A 16,146-nucleotide genomic window follows, 5' to 3' on the forward strand; every position below is an offset into this window, starting at 1 on the left:
CATGCTGACCACCGCATGCGTGGCGCTGTCTTCCCTGTCTTTCATTGCCGGCTACGGGCTTGCCCGGGCTCGGCGGCGCCGCCATGCGCCGCCGGAGGGCCGCAGGTCTGACGAGGCGACATTCACCACGCTGCACATCGCCGCGATGGCCGCCCCCGCCCTGCGCGGCGGGCTCAACCGCGACTCCGCCCGCAAGGCCGTGCGGCACCTGCACACGTTGCTCGGCACCCGTGCCGTCGCGATCACCTCGACCGAGGCCGCGCTGGCCTGGGAGGGGCCGTGTACCGACGACGTGCTCACCTACGCCCGCGCCGTGCTGGCGGCGGGCCGGGCGCAGGTGTTCGCGGGGGAGCCGCAGGGTGGTGTCGTGGTGCCGCTGACCGTGGACGGCACGGTCGTGGGGACGCTGGCGGCGTTCGACGACGAGGTGAGCGCCGGGCTCGTGCGTACCGTCACCGAGGTCGCCCGCTGGGTGTCGGGTCAGCTCGAACTGGCCGACCTGGACGCCTCGCGGCGGCGCGCCCTGGAGGCCGAGATGCGCGCGCTGCGGGCGCAGATCTCGCCCCACTTCGTCTACAACGCGCTCACCACGATCGCCTCGTTCGTCCGCACGAACCCCAAGCGCGCCCGCGAGCTCCTGCTCGACTTCGCCGACTTCTCCCGGTACGCGCTGCGCAGGGCCCACGACTTCACGACCCTGGCCGACGAGCTGACGTGCGTCGACCGCTACCTGTTGCTGGAACGTGCCAGATTCGGCGACAAGCTGCGTTTCAGCATGCAGGTGGCGCCCGAGGTGCTGCCCGTCCCCGTGCCGTTCCTGTGCCTGCAGCCGCTCGTCGAGAACGCCATCAAGCACGGCATGCGCGGCCGCGGCGGCGGCGGCGAGGTGCGGGTCGTGGTGCGCGACGCGGGCCCGGAGGCGCACATCACGGTCGAGGACGACGGCGCCGGAATGGACCCGGAGTGCGCGCGGCGGATGCTGGACGAGGACCCGGCCCGCGAGGGGAGCGGCATCGGGCTGGCGAACGTGGACCTGAGGATGCGCCAGATCTACGGCGACGGCTATGGGCTCGTCGTGGAGACGGCGCTGGGCGCGGGCACGAAGGTGAGGCTGCGAGTGCCCAAAACTCAGCTTAGCTCATTGTAGTCAATTCATTACTCTATGCTGGCGTGTCGCTTGTGACCTTTGCTTTCATACGGCAGCGTGGAGGACATGCTGAGAGTTCTGGCCGTCGACGACGAGGTGCCCGCTCTGGAGGAGCTCGCCTATCTGTTGCGCCAGGACGAGAGGATCGAACACGTCGCGACCGCCGCCGACGGCGTCACGGCGCTGCAGGACATGGTGCAGATGATCGGCGGAGGGGAGCGGCTCGACGGGATCTTCCTGGACATCCGGATGCCCGGGCTCGACGGGCTCGATCTGGCCAGGCTGGTCGGCGGGTTCCCCAGCCCGCCCAAGCTCGTGTTCGTGACCGCGCACGAGGAATGCGCGGTGCAGGCGTTCGAGCTGGAGGCGGTCGACTACCTGCTCAAGCCGGTCAGGGCCGAGCGCCTGTCGGAGGCCGTGCGCCGGCTGGAGGCGTCCTCCCTGCCCGCCCCCGAGCCGGGTCAGGACGACGTGATCCCGGTCGAGCTCGGCGGGCGCACCCGGTTCGTGCCGCAGCAGGCCGTCTGGTACGCCGAGGCCAAGGGCGACTACGTGCGGCTGCACACCGTGGACGGGAGCTACCTCGTGCGCATGTCTCTGGCCGCGCTGGAGCGGCGCTGGTCGGACGACGGGTTCATCCGCATCCACCGCAGCACACTGGTCTCCGGGCGGCACGTCAGTGAGCTCAGGTTCGAGGGGGGACGGGTGACGCTCACCGTCGGCACCGAGACGCTGCAGGTCAGCAGGCGGCACAGCCGGCAGGTGCGCGAGCAGCTCGTACGCCAGCACAGGGGCGTGATCTCGTGACGGTGGGTCTCATGGCTGCGCGCAGGAGTGTGGTCTGGTGACGGTGGAGCGGCGGGTGATCGTGTCGCGCAGGCCGGCCGCGCTCGGGCGGGCCCGCGACCGGTTCGACCCGGACGAGGACGGGCCCGACGTGAAGGCGATCATGGGGCGGCAGTTACGGCAGGCGCTGCTGACCGTGGGCGCCGTCGCCGGACTGCTGGTGGGCGTCCCGGTGATCGCCGTGTGGGTGCCCGCCCCGGGGGCCTGGGTGGCGCTCACGCTGGCCCTGCAGGGTGCGTGGGCCGGGCTGGCCGTTCTGCAGCTGAGGCGGGCGGAGCGGCTGGAAAGATGAGGGTGCTGCGGCTGAGGCGGACGGCGAGATGACCGTCGCGGTGCTGACCGGGATCGCCTTCGTGCTGGTTCTGGGCGTCATGGTGAGCGCCGCGCGACCTCGCCGCTCAAGCGGTGTCTCCGACTTCTACGTGGCGGCCAGGGCGGTACCTCCCTGGTGGAACGGCGCCGCGATCTCGTCCGAGTTCACCTCGGCCGCGGCCTGCCTGGGCGCGGGCGGGCTCATCGCCACCTGGGGTGGGCCGATGTTGTGGTATCCGGTGGGGGCCACCGCCGGGTTCGTCGTCATCCTGGCGCTGGTCGTCGCCCCGTTGCGGCGCTCTGGGACGTACACGCTGCCGGACTTCGCCGAGTGGCGGCTGAGATCGGCCAGGCTGCGCCACTTCACCACCTGCTTCCTGCTGGTCATCGGGCTGGCGTTCATGGTCGCGCAGCTGCACACGGCCGGCGTCGTGGTGCGTCTGCTGACCGGACTGCCGCCCTGGCTCGGCTGGGCGGCCGTCGCGGCGGCGGCGCTGGTCGTGGCGTTCACGGGCGGGCAGGGGAGTGTGACCAGCGTGCAGGCCTCCCAGTTCTGGCTGAAGCTGGTCGCGTTCGCCGGGGTCGGGGTGGTGTGCTGGTGGATGGGCGGCGCGCGGTCGGTCACCTGGTTCGAGGGGGCCTACCGGGCAGGCGAGGCGGGACCGGCGGGGGCGGGCGACACGTCGCTGCCCGGCGTGCTGGCGGTGATGGTGGCCTGCGCGCTGGGGACCATGGGGCTGCCGCACGTGATCGTCCGCGTCTACACCAACAGCGACGGGCGCGGGGCCAGGCGGTCGATCGTGGCGACGCAGGCCATGCTGGCGGTGTTCTGCGTCGTGCCGCCGCTGTACGGGCTCCTGGGGCACGCGCACGTGCGTGGCGCGGAGGTCGACGAGGTCGTGCTGCTCCTGCCCTCCAGGCTGGCTCCAGGGCCTCTGGGGGACGCGCTCACGGGGGTGCTGGCCGCCGGGGCGTTCGCGGCCTTCCTGGCCACCACGGGAGGCGTTCTGGTGGCGGTCGGGGGCGCGGTGTCGACGTGCCTGTCGCGGGCCGGGGTGAGCTCCTTCCGCACGGCCGTGGGCCTGGTCCTGCTGGCCGCGCTCGTCCTGACGGCGATCAGCACCCCGCAGACGTCGGTGTCGCTCGTCCTGATCGGCTTCAGCCTCTCGGCCGCCACGTTCTGCCCGCTGCTGGTGCTGGGCATCTGGTGGCGGCGGCTGACGGACGCCGGGGTGGCGGCCGGGTTCGCGCTCGGCGGGGGAGTGACGGCGGTGCTCGTGTTCGGGCAGGACGCGGGCGTGAAAGCGGGCGTGCTGACCTCAAGTCCCGCGCCGGTCGCCGTGCCGGTCGCGTTTGCCGCGATGGTGGTGATTTCCCTGGTCACACCGGGTCGGATGCCACGCGGCGTGGGGCGGATGATGGCCAAGATGCATCTGCCCGAGCATCTCGCGGGCCCACGAACCTACCGCTCGTCGCACCATGGTGACCGCTCGCCGTAAGAACACTCTCCGTATATCGCTGACTACGGACCGTTCAACGAGCTGCTCATAAACGGGGTTACCCCCGCAAGATCGCGACCGTAGTGTTTCGGCATCGGAAAGCCACCCGGCGCATCGGGGGGGACGAGCCGGGGGGCTCATTACAGGCCTGATGCGCCGGCTTCACCGGTGACCGCGCTGGTCACCACGGCTGCCGGGCCCTCATTCGGGGGTAGGGCCCGCCATGCCGGTCCCGTGAAGGGGCGCCTGCTGAGGCCCTCAGAGGCCCCGCTATCCGGCCCGCGGGGGCGGCCGGATCGCGCGAGCAGGCGCCCCTGTCACGATCCGTACGTCGCCGGGGGTTCGGTCAGCTGTCGCGGAGCTTCTTCAGCAGCGCGATGTCCTCGGCGTGCTTGGGCGCCTTGCCCGGCGTCTCGATGCAGAGCGGCACCCCCGCCATGGCCGGGTGCCGCATGAGCTCGGCGAACGGCTGGGCGCCGATGTGCCCGGCCCCGATGTTCTCGTGCCGGTCCTTCTTGGCCCCGCACACGTCCTTCGAGTCGTTGGCGTGGATCAGCTTGAGCCGCCCTGGGGCGATCGCGTGCAGGGCGTCGAACGTCTCCTGCACCCCGCCCTCCGCGGCGAGGTCGTGACCGGCGGCGAAGGCATGGCACGTGTCGAGGCAGACGCCTGCCCGCGGATGCCACTCGAGCGTCGCCAGGTAGGGCTCGAGATCCTGGATCGTCGCGCACAGCATGGCGCCCTGCCCTGCCATCGGCTCGAGCAGCAGGTCGGGGCCGCCGTCGGGGATCTCGTCCAGCAACGGCAGCAGGTTCTCCCGCACCTGGCGCAACGCGTCGTCCCGCGACTGCGTGACCGCCGAGCCGGTGTGCACCACGACCCCCTTGGCGCCGATCTCCGCCCCGCGCCGCAAAGTGTGGCGCACGATCGCGATGGAGTTGGCCAGCGTCTCCGGGCTGGGCGAGCCGAAGTTGGCGAGATAGGGCACGTGGATGAACGCGTCGACGCCCGACTCGGCCAGCTTGGCGTCCTCGTCGGGCTTGCCCTCGGTGAGCGCCCACCCGCGCGGGTTGGTGACGAACACCTGGATCATCTCGGCGCCGATCTCGGCCATGTATTTGAGGCCGCCCGTCGCCAGGCCGCCTGTGACGAGCACGTGCCCGCCGATCAGGGATGTTGGGGTCATGATGGCTCTCAGTCTAGGCGGAGCGCTCGTGCGGACAGAGCGGCCCGAGTCATCACAGTGAGTGGCCGTCAGACTACCAACACTCCGGCCTCGGTCAGGTGGCCAGCTGGCCGTGGAGTCGGACGCGGGCCAGGCCGCCGTCCGGATAGATGTCCACCCGCACGTGCGTGACCGGATCCCGGTGGTCGAGGCGGAAGCGGTGCGAAGTGTCGGGCTGGAGGCGGGTCTTCGGGAGGAGCTCGACCTCGCGTTCGCCGTCGAGTCCGGTGAGCGAGACCGCGCCCGGAGCGTTGAACAGCAGGTTCGTGGTGTCGATCTCCGCCAGCCTGAGCACGCCGCGTCCGGCCAGCCGGATGACCAGCCAGTCGTTGCCCTCCCCGCGGCGGCGGGCGGTCTCCCAGCCCTCCGCCTGGTGGCGGGCCAGGCCGGGGGAGATGACGTTGTCGGGGGCGGAATAGAACTCGTTGGAGCAGGCGGTGACCAGGGCGCCGTTGGCCAGCGCGGCCAGGTCGAGGCTGAGCCCGTCGTACACCGACAGGTCAGGACGTGCCTCCCCGTGCACCCGGAGGCGGGCGACGCCGCCGTCGGGGAAGATGTTCAGCCGCACGTGGGTGAAGCGGCGCGAGCCGGTGACGGCGAAGTGGTGCTCGGCGTCCCCCTTGAGCTCGGCCCGGGGGACGATCTCCACCCACGTGGCGGCCTCCAGCTCGGCCGGGGACGGGTGGCCCTCGACCGACGCAGCCTCGACGGAGGCATGCGGCGGGTAGTTGCCCTTGAACCACGCCGTGTCGATCACCACGCCACGGATCACGCCGGGAATCCCCAGTCGTACCAGCGCCCAGTCGTGGCCGGGCGAGCGGCGGCGCCGCGTCTCCCACCCGTCGTACACCTGCCCCTTGTTCCCGAACGTCTCCGCCTGGAAGCCCGGACGTCCCGGCCTGATCAGGCTCTCCTTCTCGGCGAACGACTCGTCGCTGGCCGCCACGACGGAGCCGCCGAGGGTGCGCGATGCGAGGTCCGGCAGGGTGATGAAGGGTGACATCTAGTGCTCTCCCAACAGGAATCGTCCGAGCGGCACGCCGTCCACGGGCCGGCCGCGCAGCCAGGTGGTCAGTACGGCGCCCTTGAGCACGCGGCCGTGGTACGGGGTGACCGGGTTCTTGTGGTGGAGGAGCGAGGCGTCCACGGGGTTGTCGGCCGCGGGATCGAACGCCACCAAATCGGCATCATTGCCGACCTTTATGCCGCCTTTCCCGGAAATTTCGGCCATTGAGGCTGGATTGGTGGACATCCAGCGGGCCACGTCACCCAGCCCGTACCCCCTCCTCGAAGCCTCCGTCCAGATCGCGGGCAGGCCGAGCTGAAGCGAGGCGATGCCGCCCCAGGCGGCGGCGAAGTCGGGCACCTTGAGGTCGGCGGGCGACGGCGAGTGGTCGGACACGACACAGCTCAGCACACCCCTGCCCAGCCCGTCCCACAGCAGGTCGCGATTGGCCTCGGAGCGGATGGGCGGGCAGCACTTGTACGCGGTCTCCCCCTCGGGCACCTGCTCGGCCGCCAGCGTCAGGTAGTGGGGGCACGTCTCCGCCGTGACCGCCACGCCCTCCGCCTGGGCCTGTTCCAGCACCTCCAGGCAGGAGGCGCTGGAGACGTGGAGGATGTGCACGCGAGCGCCGGTCTCCCCGCCCAGCCGCACGACCCGCGAAACGGCGCTGCGCTCCGACTCGCCGGGCCGCGACTCCAGGAACTCACGGTACGAAGGCCCGCCCGGCTCCCCGAGCAGCGCCGGGTCCTCGGCGTGCACCACCATCACCCCGCCGATCCCGGCCACCTCGGACAGCGCCGCCCGCAGCTCGGCATCGCTCAGCGGCGGGAACTCGTCCACTCCCGACGGCGACATGAAGCACTTGAACCCGTGGACGCCGCGCTCACGCAGCGGCGCGAGGTCCTTGACGTTCCCGGGCACGGCCCCGCCCCAGAAGCCGACGTCCACGTGGCACTGCCCCTCGGCGGCCCGCAGCTTGGCCTCGAAGGCCGCCACGTTCACGGTGGGCGGCAGTGAGTTGAGCGGCATGTCGAGGATCGTGGTGACGCCCCCGGCGGCCGCCGCCCTGGTCGCCGAGTCGAACCCCTCCCAGTGCGTCCGCCCCGGCTCGTTGACGTGCACGTGCGTGTCGACCAGGCCGGGCAGGAGCGCCAGGTCGCGCAGGTCGATGTCCTCGGCGGAGCCGAGGGCAGCGGCGTAGTCGTACAGGCCGGCGATCTTCTCGCCCCGCACGGCCACCGCCGCCGCCCGCTCGCCCTCGGGAGTGACGGTCCTGCGGGATCGGATCACCAGGTCGATCATCTATTCCTCTCGGAGGTGAACGGCGGCCAGCCGGGCGGCGAGCCGCTCGAGCAGCGGCCCGGCCTCGGCCATGCAGCGGTCGGGGTCGGGCTCCAGGTCCGTGAGCGCGTAGGCGGCCTCGATGCCCGCGGCCCGCAGTTCGTCGTCGGTGAGCGTACGGCGCCCGCACACGGCCACCACGGGGACACCTGCCCTGGCCGCGGCCTGTGCCACGCCGACGGGCGCCTTGCCCCGCAGGGACTGCTCGTCCAGCGATCCCTCACCCGTGATCACCAGTCGCGCGCCCTTGACCAGCTCGCCGAACCCGAGCAGGTCGAGCAGGTAGCCGATGCCGGGCCGGATCTCGGCGTGCAGGAACGCCAGCGCGGCGAACCCCACCCCACCGGCCGCCCCCGCACCCGGCGCCCCGGCCACGCCCATCGCGCGGGGGGTGTCGTCGTGCTCGACGGCCCCCATCAGCCCATGAGTCGCCGTCGCCACAGCCGCCAGCCGCGCCAGGCTCGCCTCCAGCGTCTTGACGTCCTCCGGGGTCGCGCCCTTCTGCGGCCCGTAGACGGCGGCGGCGCCGTGAGGCCCGAGGAGCGGATTGTCCACATCGCTCGCCACCACGAACTCAATGCCGGAAATATCCACAAAACCCGTCATGTCAATGCGGGCGAGATCCTTCAGCGCGGCCCCGCCCCGCGGGAGGTCGTTCCCGGCGGCGTCCAGCAGCCGCGCGCCGAGGGCCTGCGCCATGCCCGCGCCCCCATCGGTGCACGCGCTGCCGCCCAGGCCGAGGACCACCCGCTTGGCGCCCCGGCGTACGGCGTCCGCGATCAGCTCGCCGGTGCCGTAGCTGGTGGCGGTCAGCGGCTCGTGCCCGCCGGGCAGGCGGCGCAGCCCGGACGCCTCCGACAGCTCCACCACCGCCGTCGCGTCCGTCTCCTGCCAGGCGTAGGAGGCGGGAATCCGCTCCCCGGTGGGCCCGTTCACCTGGATCGTGACCCGGCCGAACCCGCCGGCGACGGCCGCGTCGACGGTGCCGTCGCCCCCGTCGGCCACCGGCAGCTCCACCGTGGGCACGCCCAGGCCGGCCGAAACGCGCGATGCCACCTCGGCCGCCGTCAGCGACCCCTTGAACTTGTCGGGGGCGACAAGAACCTGCTGAACCACTACGAACCCCTACACGATGGTGAACAATGTCCTGACACGCCTTCCTGCCCGGTGCGAGCGGGCAGGAAGGCGTGACCCATCATCACATCCCCGGCTCAGCGCCCGCGCAGGTGGTTGAAGACGAGGTTCAGGACATCGCCGGCACGTGCTGAAGTCCGAGCGTGCCCAGCTGGGGCGGATTTCCGGCGGGCCCGTGGCTCAGGAGACCGTGCGGATGAACTCCTCCAGCGAATAGCGGCCGTCCTGATCCGAGTCGGCCGCCTGGCTCATCGCCCCGAGCGCCTCCGCCGGGAGGCCGGGGAAGTGCTGCCTCAGCTCCGCCTCGCTGATGTACCCGTCGCCGTCGGTGTCGATCGACGCGAAGGTGTTCTTGAGCTGCGCCAGCCGCTCGTCTGGGAGTTCCTCCGACACGGGACCGCCCTTTCCTGCTCGTTCCTGGACGTTTCCACCCTAGTCGCGTTTTCCTCCCGTCACCCGCGACTGACCTGCGCTCCTCCGCTTCGCCGCGTGACGTGACGGTGCCGATCAACGGGCCTGGCCGCCCCGGCATCATGGACTCATGACGAGTGACTGGAACCCGGTTTTCAAGCGTGCCGAGAGCGGCCAGGAGGACGAGGTACTGGCGGTGCTGGACGAGACCGCCGCCTGGCTGGCCGCGCGGGGGGTTCAGCAGTGGCCGGCGCGGTTCGAGCGGGCGTGGATCGAGCCGGCCGTTGCCCGGGGCGAGACGTGGCTGGTGGAGGTCGAGGGCAAGGTCGCGGCCACCGTCACGCTGGACTGGTCCGACCCGCTCTGGGAGGAGGACGGCGACGCCGGGTACGTCCACCGCATGGCCGTGCGCCGGTGGGCGGCCGGGCTCGGCGGGCGCGTGCTGGGCTGGGCGGGGGACGTCGCGCGCGCCGAGGGGCGGGCGTACCTGCGGCTGGACTGCGTGGCCTCGAACCGGCGGCTGCGCGCGTACTACGAGTCGGCCGGGTTCGCGCACCGCGGGGACATGACGGTCGGCGGGGCGCCGGGCCAGCGCGAGTCCAGCGGTCCCGTCACGCTCGTGAGCCGGTACGAGCTGGCGCTCGCGCCGTAGCCAGGCGGCCCGGGGCGGCTCAGCGGTGGACCTCCTTAGCGGCGGTGATGCCGCGCTGCTCGGCCAGCCCCATCAGCCGCCGGTGGGCCGCCGCCCCCGCGCGCCCGGCGGCGTCCTGGGAGACGGTCCGCAGCTCTCCGTCCTCGACCACGGTGCGCCCGCCCACCAGCACCCGGGCGAGCGGCGGCGGGGGCCCGAAGACCAGCGCGCAGACCGGGTCGGCCACGGCCGAGGTGAAGGGGCCGTCGACGCGCCACAGGGCGAGGTCGGCCAGCTTGCCGGGTTCGAGCGAGCCGAGCTCGCCGTCGCGGCCGAGGTTGCGTGCCCCGCCCAGGGTGGCGATCTCCAGGGCCTGCCTGGCCGTGAGCGCGCCGGGGCCGTATCTGGCGCGCTGGAAGAGCAGGGCCTGACGCATCTCGCCTGCCAGCGACGTCAGCTCGGAGGAGGCGCTGCCGTCCACGCCGAGGCCCACGTTCGCGCCGTGGCGCAGCATCTCGGACACGCGGGCGATCCCGGCGCCGAGCCGGCCGTTCGACGAGGGGCAGTGCGCGGAGCCCGTGCCCGTGGCGGCGAGCTTGCCGATGTCGGCGTCGCTCAGGTGCACGGAGTGCGCGAACCACACGTCGGGGCCCAGCCAGCCCAGCTTCTCCATGTAGTCCACGGGACGCAGCCCGAACTGCGCCACGCAGTGCTCGTCCTCGTCCAGGGTCTCGGCGATGTGCGTGTGCAGGCGCACGCCCTTGGCCCTGGCCAGGGCGGCGGACTCGGTCATCAGCTCGGCGCTGGCGGAGAACGGCGAGCACGGCGCGACCGCGACCCGCAGCATCGAGGAGTACGACGGGTCGTGGTAGGCGTCCACGGCCTCCGACGTGGCGGCCAGGATCTCGTCCAGCTCCTCGACCACGACGTCCGGCGGCAGCCCGCCCTGTGACTCGCCCCTGTCCATGGAGCCGCGGGCGGGGTGGAAGCGGATGCCGACCTCGCGCGCCGCCTCGATCTCGGCCGCGAGCAGATCGCCCCTGCCCTTGGGGAAGACGTAGTGGTGGTCGCTGGAGGTGGTGCAGCCCGACAGCGCCAGCCAGCCGAGCCCGGCCGAGGCGGCGCCCCTGACCACTTCGGCGTCCATGGCGGCCCACACCTGGTAGAGGGCCACCAGCCATTCGAACAGCGTGGCGTCCTGCGCCAGCCCCTGCGAGGCCCATTGGTACAGGTGGTGGTGGGTGTTGACCAGGCCGGGGGTGGCCAGGCAGCCGGTGCCGTCGATCCTGGTCGTGCCCGGCACGTCGGGGGCGGGCCCGGGGCCCAGCTCGGCGATCAGGTCCCCCTCGATCCTGATATATCCGGATTGGATCTCGGGGCCGACGACCGGCGCGATGTAGACGTTCTCGATGAGCAGGCTCACTCGGCGGCCGCCTTCCGTGACGCGGCCAGCCGTACCGCGTCGATGATCTTCTCGTAGCCCGTGCACCGGCACAGGTTGCCCGCGAGCGCCTCCCTGATCTCCGCGTCGGACGGCCGCCCCAACCGCTCGATCAGGTCGTGCGCCTGCACCACCAGCCCCGGCGTGCAGAACCCGCACTGCACGGCCCCGCACTCCACGAACGCCGCCTGCACCGGATCGAGCCGGTCCCCCTCGGCGAGCCCTTCGACGGTACGCACCTGCCGCCCCTCGGCCTGCCCGGCGGCGACCAGGCAGGAGCAGACCGGCACGCCGTCGAGATAGACCGTGCAGGAGCCGCACTCGCCCTGCTCGCAGGCGTTCTTGGAGCCGGGCAGCCCCATGCGCTCGCGCAGCACGTACAGGAGGCTCTCGCCCTCCCAGACGTCGTCGGCGCTCTCCTCGCGGCCGTTGACGGTGAAGGTCACGCGCATCATGCCGCCCTCCTTCCGAGATGGTCGTTCCAGGCCCAGGTGAGCGTGCGGCGGGCCATCACGCCGACGGCGTGCACGCGGTACGCGGCGGTGCCGCGTACGTCGTCGATCGGCGCGGCGGCGGCCGCGCACAGCTCCCCGAACCGCCTGGCCAGCGCCGGGTCGAGCGGCGCGCTCCAGTCGAGCTCGCGGGCCAGCAGTTCCTCGGCCTCCGGCGCCCGGCGCGGCGTGGGCGCCGCGGATCCGATCCCTGTGCCGACCCGACGCTGGTCCGGGTGCAGCGCGATCGCAAACGAGCACACCGCGATCACCATGGCGTTGCGCGTGCCGACCTTGGAGAAGTACTGGGGCCCCGTCGCCGGCTTGACGTGGACGGCCCTGATCAGCTCGTCCGGCTCCAGAGCGTTGCGCTTGACCCCCAGGTAGAACTCGGCGGCCGGGATCATCCTGACGCCGCGGTCGCGCGACTCCACCTCCACCACGGCGTCGGCGGCCAGCAGCGGCGGGTGGCTGTCGCCCGCGGGGGAGGCCGCGCCGAGGTTCCCGCCGACGGAGCCGCGGTTGCGGATCTGCGGCGAGCCGACCGTGCGCGACGCCTGGGCGAGCCCCCGCAGCGGCCCGCCCAGCTCCTCGATGATCGTCACGTACGGCACCGCCGCCCCGACCCGGCACATCCCGTCCACCATGGCCCATTCCCGCAGCTCGGCCACCTGGTTGAGGTCGAGCAGCGCCGCCGGCCTGCGCACGTCCATGTTGATCTCGACCATGACGTCGGTGCCGCCCTGGATGGGCACCGCCTCGGGCCGCTCCGCCTTGGCGGCCAGCGCTTCGTCCCACGTCGTGGGCCGCAAGAAGTCCATTTCCCCTACTCCCAGGCGAATCCGGCGTCGGGTGCGTCCTCGCGCAGCACGCTGCCCTCGATCAGTCCGTACGGGCGGTCGGCCGCGTAGAACACCTCGTTCTCGTTGTCCAGGCCGAACGGCGACAGGTCCACCAGGAAGTGGTGCTTGTTCGGCATCGCGAGCCTGACCTCGCAGATCTCGGGGCAGGTGGTCAGGGCTCGCTCGCCCATGGCGTACAGGGTCTGCTGCAGCGAGAGGCTGTAGGTGTCCGCGAACGCGTCCAGCAGGGACCGCCGCACCTGCTCGTACGACTTGCCGTACGCGGGCGTGTCGCCGCTGTGCCGCCAGCGCGCGGCGACGGCGGTGGCGAGGATGCGGTCGGTGGTGGGCGGGAGCGTGGTGTACTCGTCCTCGATGTAACCGTGGAACTCGGACCCGGTCGTGTTCATCAGCACGAGGTCCTTGAGCCCGGACACCACCGTGGACCGGCCGTCCCGGTCATGGTGTACGACGCAGGTGCGCACCTCGCCGCCGTCGCGCACGAACGAGTGCGGCCCGCCGCGGCTCCACGCGTACTCGTCGATCTCGACCCTGGCGTGGTGGATCGTCGGTTGCGACTCGACGAAGTGCCGGGCCAGCAGGAGGGCGAACTCCTCGATCTGACCGACGCCGTGCTCGCGGGCCAGCGCGTACACGGTGTTCTTCTGCGTGTCGGTCGGCAGGACGGCGGCGTTGTCGCCGGTCAGGTGGACGGCTTCCATGTCGCCGGAGAGCGAGGTGCTGACGTTGAGGTCCTTGACGTGGTGCACGGGGCCGTCCCTGACGACCCGGACGAGCCTGGTCTCCGCCTTGCCGTAGCGGTTGGGGCCGAGCTTGATGGACATCTAGCTCCCTCGGTAGGTGGAGTAGGCGTACGGGCTGAGCAGCAGGGGCACGTGGTAGTGCCGTTCGGGGTCGGCGACGGTGAAGGTGACGACGACCTCGGGGTAGAACGTGTCCTCCAGGTAGGCCCCGGTGTCGAAGACGACCCGGTGCACCCCGGCGCCCGGGTTCCAGCCCTTGATGCGGCCGTCGTCGTCGGTGCGCCCCTCGGCCACGACCCGGCCGTCATGCTCCAGGCGTACGTGGACGCCTCGCGCGGGGGACCCGGTGACCGCGTTCAGCACGTGCGTCGAGAAGCTCATGTCCCCTCCTTCATGAGTTTGCCCAGCCGCAGCCGCGTGATTGCGGCCAGCTCGCCCCGCACCACCGCGCGCTCGCTCTCCTCGTCGTTGCGCAGCCGCTCGCGCAGCCGGGCCAGCATCTGGGCCCCGGTGAGCCCGGTGGCGCAGACCAGGTAGACGTGCCCGAACCGGTCCTCGTACGCCTTGTTGCCCTCGGCGAGCGCCTGGCGTACCTCGTCCTCCACCCCGGACTGCTCCTGCCGGGACCACGACGCCTCCCTGCCGCCTCCGGCGGCCCGCTCCCCGATCCGCGGGTGCGCCGCGAGCGCCTCCAGCACGTCGTCCCACGCGAGGTCCCTGACGGCCGCCTCGGCGGCCGCGGCCAGCTCGCCGAGATCCCGGTACGGGCGCAGCGCCGCCACCTTCGCGGCGAAGTTCCGGGAGGCGCAGCAGGTGAGCAGCTCCTCCTCGGCACCGTCCGGGGGCCTGGCATTGAAATCGGTCAGCGTGTCGGGCATGTCAGAAGTACACACGTGCGCTTCGTGCCCGGTCCATCCGCAAGAACTCCGAACTGACCGCCCCGATGGCCAGGACTTTTCGTGTCATGGTCCAAGACCCCGCACCCGCGCCTGGGGAGGCTGGGATCGCACCCGGAGGATCCCAGCCCTCACCGCCGGTCCGGCTCTTCAGCCCAGGAGGGCTGGGGCCTCTACTGCCAGAGGTAGACCGTGCTCCCCTGAGGCCGCTCGCTGTTCGGCAGGGGCCGCTGGAACTGCACGACCCCGCGGTTGCCCAGCCGCTGCACCCGCACCTTGAACCCCTGCGCCTCCAGCTCCGCCTTGGCGTCCTTGACGTCCTTGCCGATCACCGCCGGCACCAGGGCGAACTGCTGGTCGTCCCGAGCCTGGTTGTCGCCGCGGAACCAGTCCCAGAAGTCCGTCTGGCACCGCGCCACCGTGATCATGGCCTGCGCGCCAGGATCCACCTCGGACTTGGCCTTGGGCGTCTGGGCGATGACCGTGCACGGCTCGGCGTCGTCGTCCACCTCGTTGACCTGCACCTGGAAGCCCTGCCCGCCCAGATATCCGGCGGCCTCGTCCTTGGGCATGCCGCTGACGTCGGGCATGACCAGCCCGGCGCTGACGTAGATGTCGACCTTGGCACCCTCCCGCACCTTCTCGCCCACCTGTGGCGAGGTGCGGATCACCTTGTTCCGCTCGACCTGCTGGTTGGCCAGTCGCTTGACCACGCCCACGGTCAGCCCGGCGGCGGCTATCTTGGCACGGGCGTCGTCGCCGGTCATGCCGGCCGTGTTGGGCACGACGATGCGCTTGGGGCCGAGCGAGGGCACCAGCGTGATCGTGTCGCCCTTCTTCACCTCGGAGTCGGCGGCCGGGTCGGTGCGGAGCACCAGGCCGTCGGCCACCTTCTCGTTGTTCTCGCCGTTGACCTCCCGCACCTTGAGGCCGGCCGCGACGGCGGTCTTCTTGGCCAGCTCCAGGTTCTTGCCGACCAGGTCGGGCACGTGGACGAGCTCGGGCTGCGCGAAGTACCAGCCGGTCAGCGCCACCGCCACCACCATGACGGCGGCGAGGGTCACCAGGAACCAGTTCGGCTTGAACCCCCGCCGCTTCGGCATCTCCTCCCGCGGCTGGATCCGGGTGTGGGCCGGTGCGGCCTGCGGCACGGAGAAGGCGGCGGAGGTCGTGCGGGCGTGCGGCTGGGAGTGGGACATCGGCGGATTTGTCATCCGCGGCAGCATCCGGTGCGTGTCGACGGCCGCCACGAGCATCGCGGTGGCGTCGGCGGGACGGTTGTCCGGCTCGCGGGCCGTCTTGTGCGCCACAAGCGTGTCGATCAGCGGCGGCACGTCGGGGACCAGCGACGACGGCGCGGGCACGGTGTCGTGGACGTGCCGGTAGGCCACCGACATCGGTGTCTCGCCGTCATACGGCTGCTGTCCTGTGACCAGCTCGAAGAGCATGATCCCCGCGGCGTAGACGTCGCTGCGCACGTCGGCGGCGCCCGTGGTGACCTGTTCCGGGGCCATGTAGCCGATCGTGCCGATCATCACGCCCGTGCGGGTCTGGTTGGTGGCCTCGATGGCCCTGGCCAGGCCGAAGTCGACCACCTTGACCCGGCCGTCGTCGGTCATCAGGACGTTTTCCGGCTTCACGTCGCGGTGGACCATCCCGGCCTGGTGGGCCGCGCCCAGGGCGGCGAGCACCGGGATCATGATCTCGAGCGCCTCGCGGGCGGGCAGCCTGCCGCGCTCGCGCAGGATGTCGCGGAGCGTCTTGCCGGGCACGTACTCCATCGACAGATAGACGACGTCGTTGTCGGTGCCCTGGTCGAAGACGTGCACCACGTTGGGATGTGAGAGGCTCGCGACGGACTTGGCCTCGCCGATGAACCTCCTGACGAACGCCGGGTCCTGGGCGAGTGAGGGGTGCATGACCTTCAACGCCACCGTCCGGTCCAGCCGGATGTCCAGCGCGAGGTAGACGGTCGCCATACCGCCCCGGGCGATCCGGCTCTCGATGCGGTAGCGTCCATCGAGGAGCCGCCCGACCAGGGGGTCCGCAGTCGTCGTATCCACCCCGCTGAGTTTACGGGCGATTTACCACCGGGAGGGCCTTGACGCCCGAAACCAATGCGGAGACGTTCCCTGCGGAACGCCCCCGCACCCGCGTCAC

17 protein-coding genes are annotated in these 16,146 nt (G+C 71.7%); 5 read left to right on the top strand and 12 right to left on the bottom strand.

The genetic code is table 11. The features are described 5' to 3' along the window. The first annotated feature begins 1 nt into the window (after nt 1). The 4 genes from ACQPWU_RS18985 (at nt 2) to ACQPWU_RS19000 (ending at nt 3,804) form a co-directional block, all read left to right on the top strand. Nucleotides 2-1,147, top strand: a complete 1,146-nt coding sequence (locus ACQPWU_RS18985) for a sensor histidine kinase (protein WP_433441789.1) — start codon at nt 2-4, stop codon at nt 1,145-1,147. A 66-nt stretch (nt 1,148-1,213) separates the two neighbouring features. Next, nucleotides 1,214-1,954 carry a LytR/AlgR family response regulator transcription factor gene (locus tag ACQPWU_RS18990; RefSeq protein WP_433441791.1) on the top strand — a complete coding sequence of 247 codons (741 nt, stop codon included), beginning with the start codon at nt 1,214-1,216 and terminating at the stop codon, nt 1,952-1,954. A 37-nt stretch (nt 1,955-1,991) separates the two neighbouring features. Further along, a complete protein-coding gene (locus tag ACQPWU_RS18995) occupies nt 1,992-2,285 on the top strand; it encodes a hypothetical protein (protein ID WP_433441793.1) in 294 nt (97 codons plus the stop codon). A gap of 28 nt (nt 2,286-2,313) precedes the next feature. Next, entirely contained in the window at nt 2,314-3,804 is a 1,491-nt protein-coding gene (locus ACQPWU_RS19000) for a sodium:solute symporter family transporter (protein WP_433441795.1), read from the top strand. A gap of 346 nt (nt 3,805-4,150) precedes the next feature. On the opposite strand, the gene ACQPWU_RS19005 is transcribed toward ACQPWU_RS19000, so the two are convergent. The 5 genes from ACQPWU_RS19005 to ACQPWU_RS19025 all read right to left on the bottom strand — a co-directional run bounded on the left by ACQPWU_RS19005 (nt 4,151) and on the right by ACQPWU_RS19025 (nt 8,903). Further along, on the bottom strand, nt 4,151-4,990 hold the full coding sequence (locus tag ACQPWU_RS19005) for a deoxyribonuclease IV (protein ID WP_433441797.1): 840 nt from the start codon (nt 4,988-4,990) through the stop codon (nt 4,151-4,153). 94 nt (nt 4,991-5,084) lie between these two features. Next, nucleotides 5,085-6,032 (bottom strand): allantoicase, encoded by a 948-nt coding sequence (gene alc / locus ACQPWU_RS19010; RefSeq protein ID WP_433441799.1) that lies wholly within the window; start codon nt 6,030-6,032, stop codon nt 5,085-5,087. Next, nucleotides 6,033-7,337, bottom strand: coding sequence for an allantoinase AllB (allB, locus tag ACQPWU_RS19015; protein WP_433441801.1), 1,305 nt, complete (start codon nt 7,335-7,337; stop codon nt 6,033-6,035). Then, a complete protein-coding gene (locus ACQPWU_RS19020; protein WP_433441803.1) occupies nt 7,338-8,492 on the bottom strand; it encodes a glycerate kinase in 1,155 nt (384 codons plus the stop codon). A 198-nt stretch (nt 8,493-8,690) separates the two neighbouring features. Then, entirely contained in the window at nt 8,691-8,903 is a 213-nt protein-coding gene (locus tag ACQPWU_RS19025; RefSeq protein WP_433441805.1) for an EF-hand domain-containing protein, read from the bottom strand. A gap of 148 nt (nt 8,904-9,051) precedes the next feature. Here ACQPWU_RS19025 and ACQPWU_RS19030 point away from each other — a divergent pair, with 148 nt between their 5' ends. Further along, entirely contained in the window at nt 9,052-9,573 is a 522-nt protein-coding gene (locus tag ACQPWU_RS19030) for a GNAT family N-acetyltransferase (protein ID WP_433441807.1), read from the top strand. Between the two features lie 19 nt (nt 9,574-9,592). Here ACQPWU_RS19030 and ACQPWU_RS19035 read toward each other — a convergent pair whose 3' ends face one another. The 7 genes from ACQPWU_RS19035 to pknB all read right to left on the bottom strand — a co-directional run bounded on the left by ACQPWU_RS19035 (nt 9,593) and on the right by pknB (nt 16,049). Next, nucleotides 9,593-10,975, bottom strand: a complete 1,383-nt coding sequence (locus ACQPWU_RS19035) for an 8-oxoguanine deaminase (RefSeq protein ID WP_433441809.1) — start codon at nt 10,973-10,975, stop codon at nt 9,593-9,595. Beyond that, nucleotides 10,972-11,445, bottom strand: coding sequence for a (2Fe-2S)-binding protein (locus ACQPWU_RS19040; RefSeq protein WP_433445239.1), 474 nt, complete (start codon nt 11,443-11,445; stop codon nt 10,972-10,974). The genes ACQPWU_RS19035 and ACQPWU_RS19040 overlap by 4 nt, the downstream gene beginning before the upstream one ends. Continuing rightward, complete coding sequence (locus ACQPWU_RS19045; RefSeq protein ID WP_433441811.1) at nt 11,445-12,305, bottom strand: FAD binding domain-containing protein; 861 nt, start codon at nt 12,303-12,305, stop codon at nt 11,445-11,447. The genes ACQPWU_RS19040 and ACQPWU_RS19045 overlap by 1 nt, the downstream gene beginning before the upstream one ends. Nucleotides 12,306-12,310: 5 nt before the next feature. Beyond that, nucleotides 12,311-13,171: a factor-independent urate hydroxylase gene (gene pucL / locus ACQPWU_RS19050; protein ID WP_433441813.1), complete on the bottom strand. Its 861-nt coding sequence runs from the start codon at nt 13,169-13,171 to the stop codon at nt 12,311-12,313. Then, nucleotides 13,172-13,471, bottom strand: a complete 300-nt coding sequence (gene uraH, locus ACQPWU_RS19055) for a hydroxyisourate hydrolase (RefSeq protein WP_433441815.1) — start codon at nt 13,469-13,471, stop codon at nt 13,172-13,174. It lies immediately after the preceding gene. After that, nucleotides 13,468-13,968: a 2-oxo-4-hydroxy-4-carboxy-5-ureidoimidazoline decarboxylase gene (gene uraD, locus ACQPWU_RS19060; protein WP_433441817.1), complete on the bottom strand. Its 501-nt coding sequence runs from the start codon at nt 13,966-13,968 to the stop codon at nt 13,468-13,470. The genes uraH and uraD overlap by 4 nt, the downstream gene beginning before the upstream one ends. A gap of 191 nt (nt 13,969-14,159) precedes the next feature. Beyond that, on the bottom strand, nt 14,160-16,049 hold the full coding sequence (pknB, locus tag ACQPWU_RS19065; RefSeq protein WP_433441819.1) for a Stk1 family PASTA domain-containing Ser/Thr kinase: 1,890 nt from the start codon (nt 16,047-16,049) through the stop codon (nt 14,160-14,162). Nucleotides 16,050-16,146 lie beyond the last annotated feature (97 nt).

Source organism: Nonomuraea sp. CA-141351, assembly GCF_050944675.1.
Lineage (GTDB): Bacteria > Actinomycetota > Actinomycetes > Streptosporangiales > Streptosporangiaceae > Nonomuraea.